A 21,053-nucleotide genomic window follows, 5' to 3' on the forward strand; every position below is an offset into this window, starting at 1 on the left:
CGGGCCGATCGGCCATGCACAGTTGAGCGGCGCGTGCGCGGGAGAGTGTGCGGAGGCTGGGCGGGACGGTGCCTCGACAATTCTGCACATCCGGGTTTTTTGCCGCTTGGCATGATGCCTGACGATATCGGCATCGACGGAAACAGGATCATGCGTTTCGGGTGGAGATTACTGGCTGCCGGCTTGCTCGTCGCGACGACGGGCGGATGTTCCAGCCTGACCGGCCTTCTGTATTGCCAACAAAGCGGGATCCGGATCGTGGACCTGCGCTGCTTCCCGCTGACTTCTCCTTGAACGTGGGCGAATCGGAAAGGCCACTGGGACATTTCCGATTGCCGTCCTGGCGATACCCTCAGAACCGCTGCCGGATTCCCAGGCTCACCAGCGCCTGCGAGCGGGATGCCGAGGAATGGCCGTTGCCCTTGTCGGATACCGAGGCGCTGGCCGCCACCACCTGCCCGTTCGCGTCCAGCGTGCTGCCCGAGGCGTGTTGCCAGCCGGCCAGCAGGTAGACGGTGGTGCGCCGCGAGAGATCGTAGGTCGCGCCGGCTGAGACGTTGTGATAGACGGCGCGCTCGTCGAGCCCGTCCAGTTCGCTGCCGCGCGTGTAGCTGTAGCCGAGGAACAGTTGCGCGGCCGGGCTTGCCTGCCAGCGCGTGAACACGCCGGCGATGTTGAAGCTGGCGTGGCCGCGGAACAGCGACTGCGCGCCGGCGCGGTACTGCACGTTGCTGTAGTTGACGCCCACCACCGTCGAGCCGAAATCCCAGGTCGCGCCGGTCGCCACGATCTGCTGCGTCTGCGCGCTCGCGTAGCCCTCGCTGATCGATGAGTTGAAGGTGCCGTCGTCGCCGCTGGCCCAGCCGCCGGCGCTGCTGTCGCCGGGGCCGGTCTTGCTGTTGTCGGAGCGCTCGAAGCCGGCGCCGAGCTTGAGCGGCCCGTTCGCGTAACCGGCGCCCACGCTCCAGGTGCCGCGACGCTTGACGCTGCCGGCCTGGTTGCCGAAGCCGTACATGGCGCCGAAGCTGAAGCCCGCGTAGTTCGCGCTGGTGTACTTGACCGAGTTGTCGACGCGCACCGTCTGGTCGAGATCGTCGATATCGCCCGGATGCGCGCCGAAGCCGCCGATATAGCTGACCGGCGCCACGCCGGACACGAAATCGTCGAGCGGCGTGTACTGGCGGCCGAGCGTGAGCGTGCCGTAGCGCGGGTTGCCGAGGCCGACGTAGGACTGCCGGCCGAACAGGCGGCCGCCCTGGCCGGCGCGGCCGTTGCTGACGTCGAAACCGTCCTCGAGCGTGAAGATCGCGCGCCAGCCGTCGCCGAGCTGCTCGGTGCCGCGCAGGCCCCAGCGGCTGCCCGACAGGTTGCCCGAGCTCAGGCCCAGGTCGGAATGGCCGGTCGCGCCCGGCCCGGTGCCGGTGCGCTCGTTGCTGCGGTAGGTGATGCCGGCATCGACGATGCCGTAGAGCGTGACGGACCCCTGCGCGGAGGCGGCGGTCGCCAGGCTCAGCAGCAGCGGGGCTGCGGTCAGTTGCTTTTTCATGATGAGCGAGTGTCGTTTTATGTGGTCGGGCCGGACGAAGCGGGGCGTCCGGTGATGCGGCGAGGGCGAGTGCGGAGGCGGCGGCCTGGCCGGGATCGACGGCCGGGGCGGTGCGGCATGCCGATGACGGGATCGGCCGCGGCTGGCGCGCATCCTGCAGCCGCTCGCCTCCGTGTGCGTCATGCTAGATGGGACCGGTTCCAGAATGAAGCGCGGCGACGTCAATAGACCGTTGCGTATCGCGTGAGAGTCGGCGGGAGGGGAGCAGTTGTCGTACCTGCTGCGCCGCTCCCGGCAGGGGGCGAGCGCGCTAGACGCGCGAGGCGATCGGTACCTCGAGCCGGCGCTTGGCGGGACGCGAGAGCCAGGCCCGCAGCGGCGCGTCGACGTAGCGGTCGAGCAGGGCGACCAGCACCAGCATGCCGGCCACGAAGGCGGCCAGCGCGGGCTTGCCGTACACGGCGTGCCGATGCGGCTCCAGCAGCCGGTAAGCCAGCAGCAGCACCGGCACATGGAGGATGTAGAGCCCGTAGGAGACGCGGCCGAGCGTCTCGAAGGCGGGCGCGAGCCAGGCCGTCGGCTCGAACGAGGTGGCGGCATGGACGATCAGCGGGATCGCCACGAACACCTCGGCGATCGCGGCCGGGCCGGCCCAGCGCGGCGGGATCTTCGCGCACAGCATCAGCAGCACGGCGGCCAGCGCCAGCAGCGAGACGGCGGCGCTGGCCGGCCGCGGCCCGCCGCGCCGCAGCCGGAACAGCAGCGCGCCGGCCGAGAACGAGAAGCCCACCCGCGCCAGCGCGAGATACCACTTGCCGAGATCCCAGCCCTCGTCGATGCCGTGATGGTCGAGCGCGTAGCGCAGCATCACGATGGCGCACGGAATCATCGCCAGGACCAGGATGCGCGGCACCGCGCGCCGCACGATGGCCGCGAAGGCGAGGTTGGCGACGATCTCGTAGAACAGCGACCAGGCCGGGTTGTTGACCAGGTAGAGCGGCGTGGCGCGCGAGGGCAGCATCAGCAGCGACAGCAGCACGAACAGCGTGGTGGCGAACAGCGACGGAAGCGGCCGGCCGTGCTGATGCGCCATCGCCACGAAGTGGCTCGCCAGGCCCAGCACGATGCCGATCAGGTAGAGCGGGTAGAGCCGGATCAGCCGCAGTTTCGCGAAGGCGAGGAAACCGAGCGCGCCCGAGCGCAGCCGTGCCTCATAGGCGTTGGCGACCACGAAGCCGCTGATCGCGAAGAACAGGTCGACCGCCAGGTAGCTCTGCGGGAAGCTCGGCGAATGGAACAGCAGCGGCGCGTGGCGAAACACGATCAGGATCGCGGCGAGCCCGCGAATGGCATCGAGGTTGGCGTACTTCCACTTCGTCATGGTGAATGAAGCGCGTTCTCTGGTGGCGCGGCGGCCGGCGCCGGCTGGCGACCGGGGCGGCTCGACGGTGATGGGCGGCAGGCAGCGGCGAGGCCATGGCGAGGGCAGCGGCGAGTCGCTGGCCGTCGCGGGCGGTGCCGCGGGTGCTGAATATCGGCGGGCGTGATTGTAAGCCGGGATGCGAGGCGCTTGCAGAGGCTTTTCCGCTTGCTTGCGGGTCGCCAGGCGAGTGGAACAGGAGGGGTAAGCGAAGCGGACTTCAGTTCGATGACGCGGCAATGCCCCCGTGCCGGCCGCTGTTTTCGATGGCGCCGACACGGCCGCGTGCGATACTCGCCGCTCGTCCGCGCGAGCGGAGCCAGTCACCGGAGGAGCCGCCGTGTTCGCGAGTTATGATCCGACCCATACGGGTTTCGTCGCCGAGATCGACGGCTGTCGTTGTGTCATCGAGGGCATCGCCTCGCCGATCGCGGACCAGATCGACTGGCGCTGGACCATCTCGATCGCGCACCTGGACAATCCCGACGGCATGGATCCCGACAAGTTCGACGTGCTGGCGACGGGGGAGACGGTGACGCCGCTGCAGGCCTCGCAGCAGATCGTGGCCTGGCTCGATGCGCATCCGCCCGAGGACGATGAGGAGGAAGACGCTTCGCCGGAAGGCGGCGAGGGGCGCTGAGCGGCGCTTCTTGCGCCGCCCGCGCCTGAAAGGAACCTGGCTTCGAGGGGCGGCGCGCCCCTCCTTGCCTCAGCGCCAGGCTTGCGTGAACTCCGCGATCACGCGCGTCAGGTGCGCCTGCATCGCCTCGCGCGCAGCCTGCGCGTCGCGCGCCATGATGGCCGAGAAGATCCGCTGGTGCTCGTCCTGCGAGGCCTCGCGCAAGGCCGTGTCGTGGAAATGCTCCTCGATCTTGCGCCACAGCGGATCGGCCCGCGAGCCGTCCCACATCGCCGCCACCATGTGCCTCAGCACCGCATTGCCGCTGGCTTCGGCGATCCCCAGATGGAATTCCCGGTCGGCCGCCTCGTTGGCGGCCTTGTCGGCCATGTTCTCGCGCATCGCGCGCAGCGCGGCGAACAGGCGGTCGAGATCGGCGTCCTTGCGCTCGGTGGCCGCCAGCGCGGCGATTTCCGCCTCGATCAGCGCCCGCGCGCGCAGCGTCTCGATCGGCCCCGGCCCGCGCGGCAGATCGAAGGGCGTGGGCCGCGCCTCGCGCGTTTCCGCCACGTAGATTCCCGAGCCGACCCGCACCTCCACCACGCCCCGTACCTCCAGCGCGATGATCGCCTCGCGCACCTGGGTACGGCTCACCGCGAAGCGCTCGGCCAGCGTGCGCTCCGAGGGCAGGCGCGCGCCGGCACCCACGTCGCCCGAGGCGATCAGTTCGTAGATCTGTTTTGCCAGCCCGACGTAGGAACGGTCGGCCGCGTCGGCTTCGGCGGCGCGGCCCGGCGGCGTGGAAAAGACTTCGGCCATGCGATGTGCTCTCGAGATAAGGCACCGGCCGGGAAGGGCCGGCCGGGGGAACGCGAAAAATGGTACACCAGTTTGGCCGGCCGCCGGCCACGGTCGATCCGGCCTCGGCCGAAATCCTTGCCGGCCGGCCCGCTGGGTCTGGTCGACATGTTTTCTCAACTGGTAAACCACTATTCCGCCGAATTGGTTGACCAGTGAGAATCTGGTCTAACCAGGCGGGGCCGGACCACCCGGCGCGCCGCCATGCGACGTTCATGAAGGAGGAGCGCACGGTGAAGATGTCCTTTCGTTGGTACGGCGATGCCGATCCCGTTTCGCTGCAGTACATCCGCCAGATTCCCGGCGTCACGCAGATCGTGTCGGCCGTCTACGACGAGCCGGTGGGCGAGGTCTGGCCGCTGGCGAAGATCGAGGCGCTGAAGGCGAGGATCGAGGCGGCCGGGCTGCGCTTCGAGGTGGTCGAATCGGTGCCGGTGCACGAGGACATCAAGCTCGGCAAGCCCTCGCGCGATCGCCTGATCGCCAACTACCAGCAGACCCTGCGCCACCTGGCGGCGGCCGGCATTCGCGTGGTCTGCTACAACTTCATGCCGGTGTTCGACTGGACCCGCACCGAGCTGGCCAAGACGCTGGAGGACGGCTCCACCTGCCTGGCCTTCAGCACCGCCGAGGTGGAGCGCATCGATCCGGCCGAGGGCATCTCGCTGCCGGGCTGGGATTCGAGCTACCAGCCCGGGCAGTTGCAGGCCCTGCTGGCCGAGTACCGCGAGATCGACGAGGCTCGGCTGTGGGCCAACCTCGAATACTTCCTGAAGGCGATCGTGCCGGTGGCGGCCGAATGCGGGATCCGCATGGCGATCCATCCCGACGATCCGCCGCGCCCGATCTTCGGCTTGCCGCGCATCGTCAAGAATCGCGACGACCTGGCCCGCATCCTGAAGGCGGTCGATCACCCGGCCAACGGCCTGACGCTCTGCTCGGGCTCGCTCGGCGCGGGGCCGCAGAACGACGTGGAGGCGCTGGTGCGCGAGTTCGGCGCGATGGGCCGCATCCACTTCGCGCATATCCGCAACGTCAAGATCACGCCCGAGGGCGACTTCGAGGAATCGGCGCACCTGTCGAGCTGCGGTTCGCTCGATATCGCCGCGATCGTGAAGGCCTACCACGACACCGGCTTCACCGGCTACGTGCGGCCCGATCACGGCCGCATGATCTGGGGCGAAACCGGCAAGCCCGGCTACGGGCTCTATGACCGCGCGCTGGGCGCGGTCTACCTGAACGGGCTCTGGGAAGCGCTGCAGAAGTTCGATCACGCCTGAGCCGCGCGCGGATGCGGGCGCGGCGCCATGAGGCCCGCGCCCGCGTTTCATCGCGCGAGACGCGATACACCACCGACTACACCGACAAGCACGCCAACGTGCGACCGATGACGTCCGCCTGACACGGGCTGACGCGCCGGCAACCCAACGAAGCGGAGACCTTCGATGCCGAACATCCGATGGGCGATGATCTTCATGTGTTTCCTCGCCAACGTCATCAATTTCGTCGATCGCGCCAACCTCGCGATCGCCGCGCCCAGCATCCGCGCCGAGCTCGGCCTCGATGCGGTCGGCATGGGCCTGGTGCTCAGCGCCTTCTTCTGGACCTACGCGTTCCTGCAACTTCCGGCCGGCTGGTTCATCGACAAGGTCGGCGTGCGCGTCGCGCTGGCGCTGGCGGTCGGCTGGTGGTCGGTGTTCACGGTCGCCACCGGTGCCGCGCGCGGGCTCGGGCAACTGGTCGGCATGCGCCTGATGCTGGGCGTCGGCGAGTCGGCCGCGATTCCCTCGTTCGCCAAGGTCGCCTTCAACTGGTTCCCGCGTCGCGAGCGCGGGCTGGCCAGCAGCATCTTCGACAGCGGCTCGCGGGTGGGCTCGGCCCTGTCGCTGCCGCTGGTGGCCTGGCTGATCTCGCTGATCGGCTGGCGCGGCTCCTTCGTCGTGACGGGCGGGCTGGGCATCGTCTGGGCGCTGGCCTGGTGGTTCATCTACCGCGACCCGGAGCGCTATCGCTCGATCGCGCCGGCAGCCGTCGATGCGTTGCTGGCCGAGCGGGCCGGCGCGGCCGACGTCGGCGGCAAGCCGGGCGCGCCCGCCGCGTCGGGCCCTGAAACCGCCGCGCCGCGCGTGTCCTGGCTCGACCTGTTCCGCTATCGCACCATCTGGGGAATGATGATCGGCCTGTTCTGCCTGAACTTCGCGATCTACTTCTTCATCACCTGGTTCCCGAGCTACCTGCTGCAATCGCGCGGCTTCTCGCTGGCCTCGCTCGGCACGCTCGGCATGCTGCCGGCGCTGGTCGCGATCCCGGGCGGCTGGCTCGGCGGCTACGTGTCCGACGCGCTGTTCCGGCGCGGCTGGAGCGCCACCGCCGCGCGCAAGACCTGCCTGGTGGGCGGCATGCTGGCTTCCTCGTCGATCGCCTTGTCGGCGCTGGTCGACAACGTCGGCCTGTGCCTCGCGCTGTTCTCGCTGTCCTATGCGGGGCTGTCGTTCGCCGGCGCCAACGTCTGGACCCTGGTGGGCGAGGTGGCGCCGTCGCCGGCCCATGTCGCCTCGATCGGCGGGATCCAGAACTTCGCCGGCAACCTGGCCGGCATCTTCATCACCACCTTCACGGGCGTGATGCTGTCGATCACGCGTGGCTCCTTCGTGGTGCCGCTGGTGGCGGCCGGCACGCTCTGCGTGGTGGGCGCCTTGTCCTACCTGTTCCTGGTCGGCCGGGTCGAGCCGCTGCCGCCGCTGCGCGGCGGCGCGCCGGCCGGCGGGCGCGCCAGCGCGGCCTGATGATGCGAATGCGCCGGCGCGGCCGTTGCCGCTGGCCTCGCATCGGACGTCGCCATCTTCGGCGCGTGCGGGGCGAGGCCTTGCGGCGGGTGCTGTCGCAGGCGGCGCCGCTCAGTCGATGAGCCCGACGCGGCGCGCGGCCGAGGCGAGATAGAGCGGCGAGGGATCGCGCTGGTATTCGCGCCAGCAGGTGTAGCTCATCTTGATCACGTGCTCGTCGTCGGCCTGCACGGCGCGGCGCAGGATCTCGTCCCAGTCGGCATCGACGCGCGGCAGCGGCTTGTCGACATCGAGCGGCACCTCGATGCTCGCGTAGGCGGCGCACAGCGCGACCCACAATTCGGGCAGGCTGCGCGCGACCAGTTGCGGCGGAAGTTGCGCGAACAACAATCGCGAGGCATGCGTGGCCGTCACGGTGTGCAGCACGGTGAAGTCGGGCGCGCGCCAGTAGGCGGCGATGGTGGCCGCGGCGATCCCGTCGAGCAGGTGCCCGGTCTCGGGCGGCGCGAGCAGGGCCTCGCGAAAGCGCGGGTGCTTCGCGACCAGGCGCAGGCGATCGGTGATGAAGTCGCCGCTGATCTCCCGCTTGTCGATGGCGCGTGCGGCCTGCACGAAGGCGGTATCGATCCGCTCGGCGCGCGGCCGCGAGGCGGGGTCGATCTCGATCGGCAGGTGCCCCGACACCAGCGCCGCCAGCGCGGCGGCGATCTCTCCGTCGTGCGCGGCCTCGATGCCGTAGGCCAGCCGGATCACCGCGTGGAAGGCGCCCGAGGCCGGCGCCAGCGGCATCTGCTTGAGCACCGCGACGATCACGGCCGTCGCGCCCTCGTCGCCGATCCAGTCGACGAAGCACAGCCGCAGCGCGCCGAAGGCCTTGCCGTCGCCTACGTGGCGCCGCCAGTCGCCACGCGCGATGCGGGTGTCGACGGCGGGCGCGGGCAGCGCATATTCGCGCGACCACATGTCGAAGTAGGCCTGCAGGCGCTCGGGCGACGCGCCCATGCGCGCCAGCGCGACCAGCGCCATCGGCAGGTGGTTGGTGGTGCCTTTCGCCTTCAGGTCGAAGCGGGCGTTGGCGTCGAGCAGCGTGTTCAGCAGGGTGTCGGTGTGGTGTGTCGACATGGTTCCTCTCCTGGTCCAGGATGCGGGTCTCGATTCTAGAAGTTCAAGTGCGCTTGAGAACAAGCAAACCCCTTCGCGCGTGATGGGAACGTCGCGAGCGGGGGCATCGAGAGACAAGCAGATCCCGTACCGGGAATGCGGCCGTGAGGCTGGCGCCGGCGAGCAGGAGCGGCGCGGTGGGGAATGGCTGCGAGACGGAAGGCAATCGGAAGGCAATCGCTCAATAATCGCGGCGATTTCGCACGAGCGAGCAAGTGTGCGGATGCACTATTCGCTTGTCGATATCCGGCCATGCGCGAGCCGAATAGGATTGCGAGCCGAATGCTGAATGATGCGTGGCACTGGATCGAAACGCGCGAATGGCATGTGTCTTCAGTGGCGGGGCTCTTCGCGCCCACTCGAGTAAAAATCCCCATGCCCTTGCAATAAGGTGCTATTCGATCGATGGCGGTGTGCCGATGCCGAGCAGGCCATCGTTCCAGGCTTGTCGTGAGTTTTTTTAGTCCGCAGCCGTCTATCGATATACCGATTAATTGGTGGTGCGCCTTTCATGGCGGCAACAAAATCGTCGATTGCATCGCTTTCCGATCTCGACCGACATCATGAACCCCTCCGATTCCGGCACGACGCAGCAAACCACGCGCGGCCGTTTGCTGAACCTTATTACGGCGTTCGGCAGCGCGATGTTGTTCGCCGTATCGTCCGCTGCCCTGGCGGCCCAGGCCGACATCACCACCCCTGCCCCGAAAGGCACCCTGGTGTTCTGCAGCGAGGGCAGCCCGGCCGGTTTCGATCCTGGCCAGTACACCACCAGCACCGATTTCGACGCCAGCACCAACACCGTCTACAACGGCCTGGTGCGCTTTCGCCAGGGATCGCTCGATCTCGAGCCGGCGCTGGCCGAAAGCTGGGAAAGCTCGCCCGACCAGCGCATCTACACATTTCACCTGCGCCACGGCGTGAAGTTCCAGACCACCGCCTGGTTCCGCCCCTCACGTGATTTCAATGCCGACGACGTGTTGTTCACCTTCAATCGCATGCTCGATCCGCAGCAGCCGTTCCGCAAGGCCTATCCGACCAGCTTCCCGTACTTCAGCGACCTCGGCTTCGACAGGAACATCGCGAGCATCGATCGCGTCGACGACTACACGGTGCGCTTCGTGCTGAAGTCGCCCGACGTGATCTTCGTGCGCAACCTGGCGATGAGCTTCGCGGCGGTGCTGTCGGCCGAGTACGCGGGGCAGTTGCAGGCGCGCCACCGCGAGGCCGACATCAACCAGTTGCCGGTTGGCACGGGGCCCTTCGTGTTCCGCTCGTACCAGAAGGACGCGCTGATCCGCTACGACGCGAATCCCGACTACTGGCGCCCGCAGGACGTGCGGCTCGCGCACCTGGTGTTCGCGATCACGCCCGATCCGGCGGTGCGGATCCAGAAGCTGGCCAGCGGCGAATGCCAGGTGTCGGTGTTCCCGCGCCCGGCGGACCTGCAGACGGTGCGCCGCAATCCCTCGCTGAAGCTGGTGTCGGGCGTCGGTTTCAACGTCGGCTTCGTCGCCTACAACACTCAGCATCCGCCGCTGGACCACGTCGAGGTGCGTCGCGCGCTCGACATGGCGATCGACAAGCCGGCCATCATCCAGGCCGTGTTCGCCGGCGACGCGAAGGTGGCCACCAACCCGATGCCGCCCGCGCAATGGTCCTACAACCCCGCGCTGAAGGACGCGCCCTTCGATCCCGCCAAGGCGCGCGCGCTGCTCGCGCAGGCCGGCTTTCCCGATGGTTTCGAACTGACGCTGTGGGCGATGCCGGTGCAGCGGCCCTACAACCCGAACGCGCAGTTGATGGCACAGATGATCCAGCAGGACTGGGCGAAGATCGGCGTGCGCGCGAGGATCGTCAGCTACGAATGGGGCGAGTACAACCGGCGCGCCAAGCAGGGCGGCGAGCACGACGTGCTGCTGTACGGCTGGTCGGGCGACAACGGCGACCCCGACAACTGGCTCGGCGCCTTGCTCGGCTGCGATGCCGTGCATGGCGGCAACGTGTCGAAGTGGTGCGATCCGGGCTTCAATGCGCTGATCGAGAGGGCGCGCGCCGATCCGAACCAGAAGGAACGCGCGGCGCTCTATGAACGCGCCCAGCTCATCTTCAAGCAGCAGGTGCCGTTCACGCCGATCGCGCATTCGATCGTGTCGATACCGATCTCGAAGCGCGTGCAGGGGCTCGTCTTCACGCCGCTGGGCAATCATCGCTTCGACGGCGTCTGGCTGCAGTGAGACCTGACGATGCGCCGGTTGGCGATGCAACCGGCGTGCGCGACGTTCAGGGCTTGTCGGGATGAAGGAGGAAGCGCCGCAGCGAGGCGGTGAAGGCTTCGGGCTGTTCGAGCATCGGCAGGTGGCCGCAATCGCGCAGCACCTCGTAACCCACGCAGCCTTCCAGCGCCCATTCGGGCACGTTCCACCCGCCGCGCGAGCGTTCGCCGGCGAGCAGGTAGACGGGATGACGCTCGACCACCTCGTGCAACTGCTCGAGATAAACGGTGTCGCCGGTAACTTCGACCACCGAGCGGCCCATCGCGCGCAGCGTCGAGGCCGGCTGCGCGTCGAGCCAGCACTCGGCGACATGCGCCAGCCCGGGGGTGACCTTGGCGATGGCGCCGCGCAGCCAACGCGCGGGATCGGCGCGAAAGCCGGCCAGCATCGTTTCAGCTTCGACGGGCGTCATGCGCCCGACCGAAGCGGACCAGAACGCGTCGTCGAGCGTGAAATTGCCTTCGATGTTCACGATCCGGCGCACGCGTTCCGGGTAGGTCGCGGCGAACAGCATCGCGATCGCGCCGCCCACCGAATGGCCGACCAGATCGACCACGTCAAGCTCCGGCCGTGCATCGAGGCAGGCGCGCAGGTGCTCGACCTGGGCCGGCAGCGAGATGCGCTCGAACGGCACCTCGCGATGTTCTCCATAGCCGAGCAGGTCGGGCGCGAAGTGCGGCGCATCGTAGGCTGCGGTCTCGAACGATCCGATGAAGCCGTGGACGAACACGGCGGACGGCTGGCTGGGCATGGCGCGATTCATGTCTGGGAAGGGGCGGGGCCGAGCTCGGCGAGCAGTTCGTCGAGTTCGAGGCAGTGGGTGCGATCGTGGTCGAGCAGCTCGCGCACGAGTTCCTCCAGCGTCATGCGGCGCACGCCGTCGCGCAGCCCGCAACGGGCGAGCTGATCGGCATCGAGCCGCTTCAACGTATTGCAGAGGCGCCGGCGCGAGGCGCGGAAGGCGGCCAGCGCCGCCTCGTGATCCTGTTCCTGGTAGCCGCGCTGCTCGGCCAGGGCGGTGCCGTCCACCGAGTCGAGCACCGGCAGCGCGGCGGTGCGCACGGCCTGGATGCGGGCGGCGAACACCGTATCGAGGTCGCGCAGATGGCAGGCGTGCTCGACCAGCGAGAAGCCGGTGCCTTCCGGGCGCTGCCGGTGCCGCGCCGGCGGCAGGCGCGCGACGAAGCCGGCCAGCGTCTCGGGCATGGCCGCCAGCGCCTCGATCACCTCGGCGAACGGCAGCCGCAGCGGCCGCGCGCTGAACACGGCGCCATAGCTGAACAGCGTGCCGCCGATGCGCCCGCGCGCCTGCACCAGCTCATGGCCGTGGCGGCGCATCATCTCGGCCACCATCGCGCCGCAGAACTGCCGCGCCGTGGTATCGCCTTCCACTTCCGGAAATTTCTCGGCGACATCGTCGCGAATCGCCGCGATCGCGGCTACGCCGATCCGCGACAGCGCCGCGAATTCGACGTAACGCTCGGGCAGGTCGATCAGCGCCTCCAGTTGCCGGCCGAGCGGCGTGGCACGGAAGCGATCGAAACGGGAATGCATGGCTCGTTCGCGGATCAGATAACGTCGCGAAACGATACGTTATGAAAAAAATCCGGTCAAGGCCGGCGCTCGGGAGCGGGCTCGTCGCCGGAAAAGCAATGGCCCGCGCGAGCATCGCGCGGGCCGCGAGGCCGGGTAGGGCGAAACTCAGTGCCAGGCCTGCTCGGCGAACTTGCCCTCGTCGAGATCGGCGATCAGCGTCGGCCCGGTCGGCTTCCAGCCGAGCCGCGCCTGCGTCAGCGCGCTGGAGGCCGGCATGTCGAGCTGCACGAACATCGCCATCCAGCCGAAATGCGCGGCCGCCTCGCCCGGCTCGATCGAGACCACCGGCAGCTTCAGCCCGCGCCCGAGCACCTCGGCGATCTCGCGGCTGCGGATGCCTTCCTCGCCCACCGCGTGGTAGCGCGCGCCCGGCTGTGCCTTCTCGATCGCGAGGCGATAGAGCCGCACCGCGTCGGACAGATGGCCGGCCGGCCAGCGGTTGTTGCCTTCGCCGACATAGGCCACCACGCCCTTGTCGCGCGCGATCGCCACCAGCGGCGAGACCAGCCCCTGCCGATACGGGTTGTGAACCTGCGGCAGCCGCATCACCGACACGTTCACGCCGGCCTCGAGCAGCGCATTGCCCGCTTCCTCGGAGCCGATGCGCGGATTCGGATGCCGGGTGTTGAACACGTCCTCGCTGGCCGGCTCGCCGTGCTCGCCGCTGCCCACCCCGGTGCCGGAGGTGATCAGCAGCGGGCGGTTCGAGCCATTCAGCGCCGAGCCGAGCGCCGCGATCGCACGCTTGTCCTTCTCGCAGTTGGCCACGAAGTTGCTGAAGTCATGGTCGAAGGCCGCGTGGATCACGGCATCGGCCTGGGCGGCGCCGCGGCTCAGGCTGTCGGGATCCTCGAGCGTGCCGTGATGGGCTTCGGCGCCGGCCGCGCGCAGCGCCTGCGCGCCCGCCTCGGAACGGGTCATGCCGAGCACCTGATGGCCGGCCTGAATCAGTTCGGGAACCAGGGCCGAGCCGATGAAACCGGTCGCGCCCGTCAGAAAAATACGCATGGTGAACTCTCCTGGGTCGTCACGAGGCGTACTATCCGGTGTCTGCTTATCCCGTTAAAGTAGTGACTTTATCGTAGTAAAACGACTAACAGGCTTGCCATGAGCGTCGATCCCGCCCGTTCCCTGGGCGACTTCCTGCGCAGCCGGCGCACCCGGCTCGATCCCGCCAGCTTCGGTTTCGCGGGCCGCCGGCGCACGCCGGGGCTGCGTCGCGAGGAGGTCGCGCAGCGCGCCAACATCAGCCCGACCTGGTACACCTGGCTCGAACAGGGGCGCGGCGGCGCGCCCTCGGCCGAGGTGCTGGAGCGGATCGCGGGCGCGCTGCTGCTGACCGACGTCGAGCGCGAGCACCTGTTCATGGTCGGGCTGGGGCGGCCGCCCGAGGTCCGCTATCGCTCGGTGGCGGGCGTCAGCCCGCGCCTGCAACGCGTGCTCGACTCGCTGGAGGCGAGCCCCGCCATCGTCAAGACGCCGACCTGGGACGTGGTGGCCTGGAATCGCGCGGCGGCCGTGGTGCTGACCGACTACAGCCTGCTGCCCGTCGGCGGGCGCAACATCCTGCGCTTCCTGTTCGGCAATCCGGCCGTGCGCGCCAAGCAGCACGATTGGGACGCGGTGGCGCGCTTCGTGGTGGGCGCGTTTCGCGCCGACGTGGCGCGCGCCGGGATCGCCTCCGAGGTGGGCGACCTGGTGGACGAGCTGTGCGGGATCAGTGCCGAATTCGAGGCGCTGTGGCGCGACAACGAGGTGCTGAGCCACGGCGAGGGCGATGGCGTGAAGCATCTCAAGCATCCGCTGCTCGGCTCGATCGAGCTCGAATATTCGGCCTTCGCGGTGGATGGGCGGCCCGACCTCGGCGTGATCGTCTACACGCCCGTCGATGCCGGCATGGCGGCGCGGATTCGCGAACTCGCGCACGAGTATGGCGCCGCCCTGGCCGAGCGGGAAGGCGCGCAGCCGGGGCCGGCCTAAGCGAGCGGGAAGAAGCGGGCACGCGTTGGTGCGCGCCCGCCGGGCCTACGTTTCAAGCCCCAGCCGCCCAGACCGTCACGCCGGCCGCGTCGATCGCCACGCGGCAGGTGGCGATGTCGTCCACGAAGGCACCCTCGACGGCGAGCTCGAAGGCGTGGCCGCCGAGCATCACGCGCGCGTGGCGTTCGCCGTCGCGCAATTCCACCGATTCCACCTGTGCCTCGTAGGCGCCTTGCGCGTCGACGCGGATCGACCTCGGCGCGACGCGCCACATCACGGCGTCACCCGGCGCGAGACCCGTATCGACCTTCGCCGCCTCGAGCACCGCGCCTTCGCCGATCGCCACGCGCCTCGGCGCCGCCAGCGTGCCGGCCCCGAGGTTGCGCAGCCCGAGCAGCTCGCCCACGCGCGGATTGGCCGGGCGCGCGAACACCTCGGCCACCGGCCCCGCCTGCAGGGTCTCGCCGTGATCGATGACGAGCAGCTCGTCGGCCAGTTGCGCGGCCTCGTCGGGATCGTGCGTGACGATCACCGTCACCGCGCCGATCTCGCGCTGCAGCGCGCGCAGCGAGCGCCGCAACTGCCGGCGGCGCGGCGTGTCGAGTGCCGAGAACGGCTCGTCGAACAGCAGCAGATGGCTGTGCCGCGTCAGCGCCCGGGCCAGCGCGACGCGCTGGCGCTGGCCGAGCGAGAGCTGCCGCGGCAGGCGCCGCGTCAGCGCGCCCAGCCCCAGGTGCTCGACCCAGTAGCGCGCCGCCACCGGATCGGCATCGACCGGGAAGGCGAGCTGGCGCGCCACCGTCAGGTGCGGGAACAGCCCGTAATCCTGCGGCATGTAGCCGATCTGGCGATGCTCGGGCGGCAGCGCGCCGAGCTCGGTCGCGCCCAGCGTCACGCTGCCCTCGTCGTTGTGCTCGAGCCCGGCGATCAGCCGCAGCGCGAGCGACTTGCCCGAGCCGGAAGGCCCGACGATCGCCAGCCGCCGCGAAGCCGGCGCCCAGTCGACGGCGAGCCGGAACGCGCCGAGCCGCTTGCGCAGCCGGATCGCGAGCCGCGCCTCGGTCGCGTCGGCCAGGGCTTCGGCGTCGAGCGGCGCGGCGGTGCGCGCCAGCGGCGGCTCGTCGCCGTTCTCGGTCGCGGCCGCTTCGTCGCCATCGCGCGCGCCGAGCCGCAGCACCGACAGCATCGCGCAACCCACCGCGATCGCCAGCGTCGGCAGCAGCAGCGGCATCATCGCCGGCAGCCCCTGGCCGCCGAACACCACGTAGGTATAGACCGGCAGCGAATACGGGTGATAGGCCACCATCACGGTCGCGCCGAACTCGCCGAAGGCGCGCAGCCAGGCCAGCACCAGCCCGGCGCGGATCGACGGCCAGGCGGCCGGCAGCGCGACGCGGAAGAAGCGGCTGCCGGCGCGATGGCCGAGCGTGGCGGCGACATCCTCGAACACCGGGTCGAGCGCGGCGAAGGCCGAGCGCGCGGCGACGATCAGGAAGGGCGCGGCCACGAAGGTTTCCGCCAGCACGATGCCGGCGAAGGAATCGGTCAGCGCGCCGCCGCTCCACTGGCCGAGCGGGCTGTAGGGGCCCAGCAGGAACAGCAGCAGCACGCCGCTGGTGAGCGGCGGCAGCGCCAGCGGCAACTGCACGATGAAGCCGATCGGCGTGGTGGCGCGCGAGCCGGAGCGCGCCAGCCAGTAGCCGAGCGGCACCCCGCAAACCAGGGTGAGCAGGGCGGCCAGCGTGGCGCTGCCGGCCGACACGCCGACCGCCGACCAGGTGGCGCCCCAGTCGACGCCGGCCCAGTCGGCCTGGCCGATCTGGGGGATGGCGGCGAGGAAGGGGGCGCAGAGGTAGACCGCCAGCAGCAGCGAGAGCAGCCGCAGCGGTCCGGCGACGCGTCGCGTCATGGCTGGGCGGCGTCGATCACGGCCTGCAGCGAGGGCGGCAGGGCCTGTGCGTTGCCGCTCACCTTGGGCGTGACCACGTCGACGCCGTGCTGCTTGAGCAGGGCGCGGCCCTGGGCGCTCAGCAGGAAGTTGGCGAAGCGCGCCGCGCCGGCCTGGTTGGGCGCATCGGACAGGATCGTCAGCGTGTAGCTGGCCTTGGCCTGCAGCTCGGGCGCGGGCGCCACGGCCGGGATCTTCAGGTCCGAGGTCTCGGTCGAGTAGAAGAAGCCCGCGTCGAGCTGGCCCGATTGCAGGCGGCCCACCAGGGTTTCCTCGGGCAGCACCTGTTCCGGGTTCTCCGCCGTGCCGAGCGTCTTCTCGACCAGGTCCGGCTGGTGGTAGAAGCTCGCCGCCTTGCTCATCATCTCCACCGTGAAGGCGCCCTTCGGATCGAGCTTCGGATCGGTGCGGCCGATGCGGATGCCCGGCTCCTGCAGCACCTGGTCCCAGCGCTTGGTCTTGAAGTCCTTGGCGAAGCGGCTCTTGGCGTTATAGCCGATCAGCAGCGGCGACTCGGCGAAGTTGACGTACCAGGCCACGTGGCCGCCGTTCTCCTCGCCCATCAGGCCGGTGTTGACCTTCGGGCTCGCGCTGATGAACACGTCGCCGCGCCGCAGCTTGCCCTTGATCTCGTTGGCGATCTTGTTCGAGCCGGCCGCGTAACCGTGGAAACGCAGCCCGGTCTCCTTCTCGAAGGCGGGGCCCACGCTGCGCTCCATCAGGTTGACCAGCGAACCCGCGTACAGCACGTTCACGGTGTCGTTGTCGGCGGCCTGCGCGTTGGCGGCAAAGGCACTCGCGACGACGGCGCCGCACACCAGCAGCTTGCGAAACATGGATTCACTCCGTAGCGTTATAGAGGTCCGTATATTACGGTGGGACGGCGCGATTTGGGCGGAAACGACGGAATCGCGGCGGTGATTCGTTGCGTTTACACTGGCGTCCTCGATGCGCCGGCATCTCGGCCGGCACCAACCTGACAGGAGACCTCCATGCGCACGAGTGCCCGTAACCATTTCGTCGGACAGATCGTCGACGTGAAGCCCGGCGCGGTCAACGACGAGGTCACGCTGCGTGCCGCCGACGGCCTCGAGATCGTCGCGATCGTCACCCACGGCAGCGCCGAGTCGCTGGGGCTGGCCGCCGGCAAGGCCGCATTCGCGCTGGTCAAGGCCTCGTCGGTGCTGGTGATGGTGGACGTCGACGCGGGGCGCGTCTCGGCGCGCAACTGCGTGGCCGGCACGGTGGCTTCGCTGACCAAGGGCGCGGTCAATGCCGAGGTCGCGATCGCGGCGCCGGGCGGCGCGCAGGTGGTGGCGATCGTCACCAACGACAGCGTCGATCGCCTGGGCCTGGCACCCGGCAAGCCGGCCAGCGCGATCTTCAAGGCCTCCAGCGTGATCATCGGCGTGGACGCCTGAGCGGAGCCGCCCGATGAGCACCGAAGCGCCGCCGCTCCTGGCCGGCCATCCCGGCCCCGGCATCCTGAGGATCGAGGGCGACGTGCTGCGGCCGATGTCGCTGTCGCTGGCCGAGCTCGCCGCCTTGCCGGCCACGCGCTGCGAGCCCTTCGCGCTGCGCTGCTTCACCAGCGGCCGGTACATCCGCGACGTCGAGCCGTATCGCGGCGTGCGTCTGACCGAGCTGTTCACGCTGGCCGGGCTGCACGATCCGGCCAGCGGCGATTTCAAGCGCACCGTGTTCCTGGCGATCGGCCACGACGGCTACGTGGTCACCTTCTCGTGGCACGAGCTGTTCAATACCGCGATCGGCGAGCAGGCGATCGTCGCCTACGAATGCGGCGGCCGCGCCTTGGGCGAGGCGGGCGCGCCGCTGCTGTTCTCCGGCGCCGACATCTCGCCGGCGCCGCGTCACGTGAAGCGGCTCGCGTCGCTGGTGGCGCGCGTGATCGCGCCGTGAGCGCCCCAGGGGAATTTGTCGATGCCGGGATTTTTTCCTCGAAAAATGACTCGATGTCCTTATCCGGATGAAGATGGGATGGCCCATCGGGAGAAACGAGTCATGAGGAAATTCCGTTCCATGCTGGTGCTGGGCATGCTGGCGGCCGCCGGCGCGCAGGTGTCCTGCCTGGCGGCGCCCGCAATCGGCGCCGACGATCACGCCGCGGCGCAGGGTACAGCCGCCGGCAAGTCCGCGGCCCCGCCGAGATTGACGGTGGGCGTCAGCGATCCGAACACGCGCCTGATCCTGCCGTGGTTCCTCGCCGACACGATCGACGCCGTCAATTCGCGCAGTTCGCTGAACGAGACGCTGCACAAGTTCAAGCGGGATCTGTAGCCCTGCCTCGCGCGGCCCTGGACGGGGCCGCTCGACCCGATCGCATCCGCGCCGGACACAGCCGGCCGGGATGCGATTTTTCATTGGGCGGCCGATTTCCCTCGCGACTGTCCTCGCGATTGCCCGCGATCTCGCTGGCAGGAGCCCGCCGTGCCCCGTGCCGGCTCCCTCCCTTTACGGCAAGGCCGCCGCGCTCACGCCCTCGGGCAGGCTGGCGCCGTCACGCACGAACAGCGGCAGCGTGTCGACGTCCGGCACCCAGGAGCAGGCGTGCTCCCGGGCCATTTTCATGTGACGGGCTCCTTTCTCGGCTCCGCGTCAGGCGGGGCCGTCGCGCGGCGAATCGGCGAATCGGCGGCTCGCGAGGCGGCTGGCCCATCGTGTATGCTTTCGCGCATGAGCAAACCCGATCTCCCTTCGACCGAGCCCGCGCCCGAGGCAGCCGAGTCGTCCTCCTTGCCGCCGGGGCCCCCGCAAGTCAATTTCCGGATGCGGATCCGGCGCGGCGACACGGTCGCGCTCGGCCCCGGCAAGGTCACCCTGCTCGAGGCGGTGCGCGAGCACGGCTCGATTTCGGCGGCCGCGCGCCATCTCGGCATGTCCTATCGCCGCGCCTGGCTGCTGATCGACGAACTGAACCGCTCGCTGCGCGCGCCGGCCACGCATTCCGAGCAGGGCGGCGCGAGCGGCGGCGGCTGCACGCTGACCCCGGTTGGCGAGAAGATCATCGCGCTCTATCGCGAGATCGAGGAAGAGGCGAAGCGGCATTGCGACAGCCAGATCGCCGAGCTGACGGGCTTGATGCAGTCCTGAGGCGGTTTTGAGTCGGCCCTGATGCCGTCTCTCGATGCGGGCGCCGGGGCGGCGCCCGTGGGTGGTTCGGCGCTCAGCCGTGCCGCGTCGCGATGGCCGCCGCCGCGCGTTCGGCCGAGCGCGCCAGCCCCGCGATGGCATCCACCACCTCGGCCAGGTTGGCCGCCTTGATCCTCCTCAGCGGCACCCCCTGCTTCGCGCAGGCTGCCGCGATGCCGGCCAGCGCTTCGCAGGCCACGGCATCGGTCGCCACCACCACCAGATCGGCTTCGGCGACTCGCGACATCCAGCTTCCCGCGCTCGTGTCGGTGCCGTCGTGCACGGTGGCCGAGCCGCCCGCCGCGTCGATCAATCGCGCGAGCGCCGCATTCGATCCCTCCCGCCCGCCGACATAGACGATCCGCCGGCCGCGCATCGCGCGCAGCGACGGCCGCGCCAGGTCGACGCCGCCCGGCACGGCCGCGAAGGCCTGCTCGAGCACGGCGGCCTCGCGCTTGGCCGCGTTCAGCACATGCAGGGCGTCGTCGAGCTGTTCGCGCAGCATCCGCACGCGAGCCTGCTCCACCTCGAGTGCCTGCTCGGCCGCCGCTGCGTGGCCGGCCAGCAGCACCGCGTTGGCGTCGCGTTCTGCCAGCGCGCGCCGCAGCCGAGCAAGCTCGGCCTGCGCGGCTGCGGCGCCGTCGCCCGCCTCAGAGCAGCGATCCGGCGACGGCGACATCCGGCTCGGCCGCGACGGCGGCACGGCGGGTGGGGGCTCGACGCGCCGCACGGCGCGGCGCGGCGGGAGCTTGGGGGGAGTGTCCATCGGCAGCCTCCTTCGAGGGGCGCGCGGCGGCCAGCGTGTCGCGCGTCCGGCTTTCGAGCACATGCTCGACGCACAGGCCGATCAGCTCGGCGTCGAGGCGTTCCAGCGAGAGCGCCGCCTCGCGCAGCGCGGCGGGGCCGGCCGAGGGCGGCGGCGCGAAGATCACGTCGCGAAAGGTTTCGGCGCGCGTGACGCGCTCGACCAGCCCGCGCAACTCGGCGAGCCGGCGAAAGCGCGCGCGCTCCGCGCTCAGCACCAGGGCGGCGAGCAGCACGTCGAAGCGCGGCGAATCGACCGCGGCATGCCCCGCATGCGCGGCCGCGGCGGGGTAGGCCGCCGGCGGCTGGGCGTCGGCGAACAGCGCGACGAAGCGCACCAGGCTGCCGCGCAGCCGCGCGAACGCGTCCACCACGTCGACGATCAGCGCCGCGCGTTCGGTATCGTCGCGGCGCCGCACGGGCACGATCCGCGCCGACAGTTCGCCATGCCGGACCTCATCGTCCGTCCATTGTGTTGACATGCTCATGCACCTGTCGCGCCACGCGCGGCTGCGGACCCGAACAGCGGGCCATCGCGCCGCCGGCACGATCCTGTAGATCGGGTTGAGAGATGTTGCGTAATATACAACTAAATATAGCGATGCCGATATGTACGGCATCCCGGGATCGGCACGACAGTCGTGCCGGCCCTCAGGCGATGGATGCTGGAGATCCGGATCGCGCATCCGACGCGGCCGTTCGGCGCGTTCTACGAGGATCGGCTGATCTCGGGCGGCGGGATTCGTTGAATCGCGGGGCGAAGCGATTGCGCTGGAATTCGGGCGGCTGCGGCGGCGAATTCCGGCGTGGAGGGGAATGTGACGCCGCATTCGCATTGCTCCGACTTGCTGCCATCCACCCGTCAGCCGCGCGCCAGCCCCTGCTTGCTACACTGTCCGGCATCCCCGC

21 protein-coding genes are annotated in these 21,053 nt (G+C 69.7%); 10 read left to right on the plus strand and 11 right to left on the minus strand.

Translation table 11 applies throughout. The features are described 5' to 3' along the window. Positions 1-111 precede the first annotated feature (111 nt). The gene (locus BM43_RS02205) at positions 112-294 is read left to right on the plus strand and encodes a hypothetical protein (protein ID WP_036054206.1); all 183 of its coding nucleotides are present in this window, start codon (positions 112-114) and stop codon (positions 292-294) included. 58 nt (positions 295-352) lie between these two features. Here the strand turns inward: BM43_RS02205 and BM43_RS02210 are convergent, their stop codons facing one another. Next, positions 353-1,546, minus strand: a complete 1,194-nt coding sequence (locus BM43_RS02210) for a porin (protein ID WP_036054204.1) — start codon at positions 1,544-1,546, stop codon at positions 353-355. 310 nt (positions 1,547-1,856) lie between these two features. Next, positions 1,857-2,927 (minus strand): acyltransferase family protein, encoded by a 1,071-nt coding sequence (locus BM43_RS37400; protein WP_052409088.1) that lies wholly within the window; start codon positions 2,925-2,927, stop codon positions 1,857-1,859. Between the two features lie 379 nt (positions 2,928-3,306). Between BM43_RS37400 and BM43_RS02220 the strand changes: the two genes are divergently transcribed. After that, complete coding sequence (locus tag BM43_RS02220; RefSeq protein WP_013689484.1) at positions 3,307-3,606, plus strand: hypothetical protein; 300 nt, start codon at positions 3,307-3,309, stop codon at positions 3,604-3,606. A 69-nt stretch (positions 3,607-3,675) separates the two neighbouring features. Here the strand turns inward: BM43_RS02220 and BM43_RS02225 are convergent, their stop codons facing one another. Next, the gene (locus BM43_RS02225) at positions 3,676-4,404 is read right to left on the minus strand and encodes a FadR/GntR family transcriptional regulator (RefSeq protein ID WP_036040421.1); all 729 of its coding nucleotides are present in this window, start codon (positions 4,402-4,404) and stop codon (positions 3,676-3,678) included. A 272-nt stretch (positions 4,405-4,676) separates the two neighbouring features. Here BM43_RS02225 and uxuA point away from each other — a divergent pair, with 272 nt between their 5' ends. Together uxuA and BM43_RS02235 are read left to right on the plus strand one after the other, a co-directional pair. Then, positions 4,677-5,723: a mannonate dehydratase gene (gene uxuA, locus BM43_RS02230; protein ID WP_172535124.1), complete on the plus strand. Its 1,047-nt coding sequence runs from the start codon at positions 4,677-4,679 to the stop codon at positions 5,721-5,723. Positions 5,724-5,888: 165 nt separating this feature from the next. Then, complete coding sequence (locus tag BM43_RS02235; protein ID WP_036054201.1) at positions 5,889-7,229, plus strand: MFS transporter; 1,341 nt, start codon at positions 5,889-5,891, stop codon at positions 7,227-7,229. A 111-nt stretch (positions 7,230-7,340) separates the two neighbouring features. Here the strand turns inward: BM43_RS02235 and BM43_RS02240 are convergent, their stop codons facing one another. Further along, the gene (locus BM43_RS02240; RefSeq protein WP_013689488.1) at positions 7,341-8,351 is read right to left on the minus strand and encodes a questin oxidase family protein; all 1,011 of its coding nucleotides are present in this window, start codon (positions 8,349-8,351) and stop codon (positions 7,341-7,343) included. Positions 8,352-9,034: 683 nt separating this feature from the next. Between BM43_RS02240 and BM43_RS02245 the strand changes: the two genes are divergently transcribed. Further along, complete coding sequence (locus tag BM43_RS02245; protein WP_042283944.1) at positions 9,035-10,627, plus strand: ABC transporter substrate-binding protein; 1,593 nt, start codon at positions 9,035-9,037, stop codon at positions 10,625-10,627. Between the two features lie 46 nt (positions 10,628-10,673). On the opposite strand, the gene BM43_RS02250 is transcribed toward BM43_RS02245, so the two are convergent. The 3 genes from BM43_RS02250 to BM43_RS02260 all read right to left on the minus strand — a co-directional run bounded on the left by BM43_RS02250 (position 10,674) and on the right by BM43_RS02260 (position 13,270). Continuing rightward, positions 10,674-11,417, minus strand: coding sequence for an alpha/beta fold hydrolase (locus BM43_RS02250; protein ID WP_036054200.1), 744 nt, complete (start codon positions 11,415-11,417; stop codon positions 10,674-10,676). Between the two features lie 8 nt (positions 11,418-11,425). Next, the gene (locus tag BM43_RS02255; RefSeq protein WP_036054197.1) at positions 11,426-12,220 is read right to left on the minus strand and encodes a DinB family protein; all 795 of its coding nucleotides are present in this window, start codon (positions 12,218-12,220) and stop codon (positions 11,426-11,428) included. Positions 12,221-12,367: 147 nt separating this feature from the next. Continuing rightward, positions 12,368-13,270 (minus strand): SDR family oxidoreductase, encoded by a 903-nt coding sequence (locus BM43_RS02260; RefSeq protein WP_036054194.1) that lies wholly within the window; start codon positions 13,268-13,270, stop codon positions 12,368-12,370. Positions 13,271-13,369: 99 nt separating this feature from the next. On the opposite strand from BM43_RS02260, the gene BM43_RS02265 reads away from it, so the two are divergent. Then, the gene (locus tag BM43_RS02265) at positions 13,370-14,242 is read left to right on the plus strand and encodes a helix-turn-helix transcriptional regulator (RefSeq protein ID WP_036040433.1); all 873 of its coding nucleotides are present in this window, start codon (positions 13,370-13,372) and stop codon (positions 14,240-14,242) included. A gap of 52 nt (positions 14,243-14,294) precedes the next feature. Here the strand turns inward: BM43_RS02265 and BM43_RS02270 are convergent, their stop codons facing one another. Together BM43_RS02270 and BM43_RS02275 are read right to left on the minus strand one after the other, a co-directional pair. After that, entirely contained in the window at positions 14,295-16,151 is a 1,857-nt protein-coding gene (locus tag BM43_RS02270) for an ABC transporter ATP-binding protein/permease (RefSeq protein ID WP_036054191.1), read from the minus strand. Beyond that, on the minus strand, positions 16,148-17,026 hold the full coding sequence (locus BM43_RS02275) for an extracellular solute-binding protein (RefSeq protein WP_036054189.1): 879 nt from the start codon (positions 17,024-17,026) through the stop codon (positions 16,148-16,150). The genes BM43_RS02270 and BM43_RS02275 overlap by 4 nt, the downstream gene beginning before the upstream one ends. Positions 17,027-17,182: 156 nt before the next feature. Between BM43_RS02275 and BM43_RS02280 the strand changes: the two genes are divergently transcribed. The 4 genes from BM43_RS02280 (at position 17,183) to BM43_RS02295 (ending at position 19,301) form a co-directional block, all read left to right on the plus strand. Continuing rightward, positions 17,183-17,611 (plus strand): TOBE domain-containing protein, encoded by a 429-nt coding sequence (locus tag BM43_RS02280; RefSeq protein ID WP_013689496.1) that lies wholly within the window; start codon positions 17,183-17,185, stop codon positions 17,609-17,611. A 13-nt stretch (positions 17,612-17,624) separates the two neighbouring features. After that, positions 17,625-18,110, plus strand: coding sequence for a molybdopterin-dependent oxidoreductase (locus BM43_RS02285; protein ID WP_013689497.1), 486 nt, complete (start codon positions 17,625-17,627; stop codon positions 18,108-18,110). Positions 18,111-18,212: 102 nt separating this feature from the next. Beyond that, the gene (locus BM43_RS02290; RefSeq protein WP_036040440.1) at positions 18,213-18,488 is read left to right on the plus strand and encodes a hypothetical protein; all 276 of its coding nucleotides are present in this window, start codon (positions 18,213-18,215) and stop codon (positions 18,486-18,488) included. Positions 18,489-18,872: 384 nt separating this feature from the next. Then, a complete protein-coding gene (locus BM43_RS02295) occupies positions 18,873-19,301 on the plus strand; it encodes a winged helix-turn-helix domain-containing protein (protein WP_230676352.1) in 429 nt (142 codons plus the stop codon). Between the two features lie 73 nt (positions 19,302-19,374). On the opposite strand, the gene BM43_RS02300 is transcribed toward BM43_RS02295, so the two are convergent. Together BM43_RS02300 and BM43_RS41230 are read right to left on the minus strand one after the other, a co-directional pair. Next, positions 19,375-20,019 carry a DUF2325 domain-containing protein gene (locus BM43_RS02300; protein ID WP_052710557.1) on the minus strand — a complete coding sequence of 215 codons (645 nt, stop codon included), beginning with the start codon at positions 20,017-20,019 and terminating at the stop codon, positions 19,375-19,377. After that, the gene (locus BM43_RS41230; RefSeq protein ID WP_052710558.1) at positions 19,991-20,626 is read right to left on the minus strand and encodes a hypothetical protein; all 636 of its coding nucleotides are present in this window, start codon (positions 20,624-20,626) and stop codon (positions 19,991-19,993) included. Before BM43_RS41230 ends, BM43_RS02300 begins: the two co-directional genes overlap by 29 nt. Positions 20,627-21,053: the final 427 nt, after the last annotated feature.

Origin of the sequence: Burkholderia gladioli, from assembly GCF_000959725.1 — a bacterium.
Lineage (GTDB): Bacteria > Pseudomonadota > Gammaproteobacteria > Burkholderiales > Burkholderiaceae > Burkholderia > Burkholderia gladioli.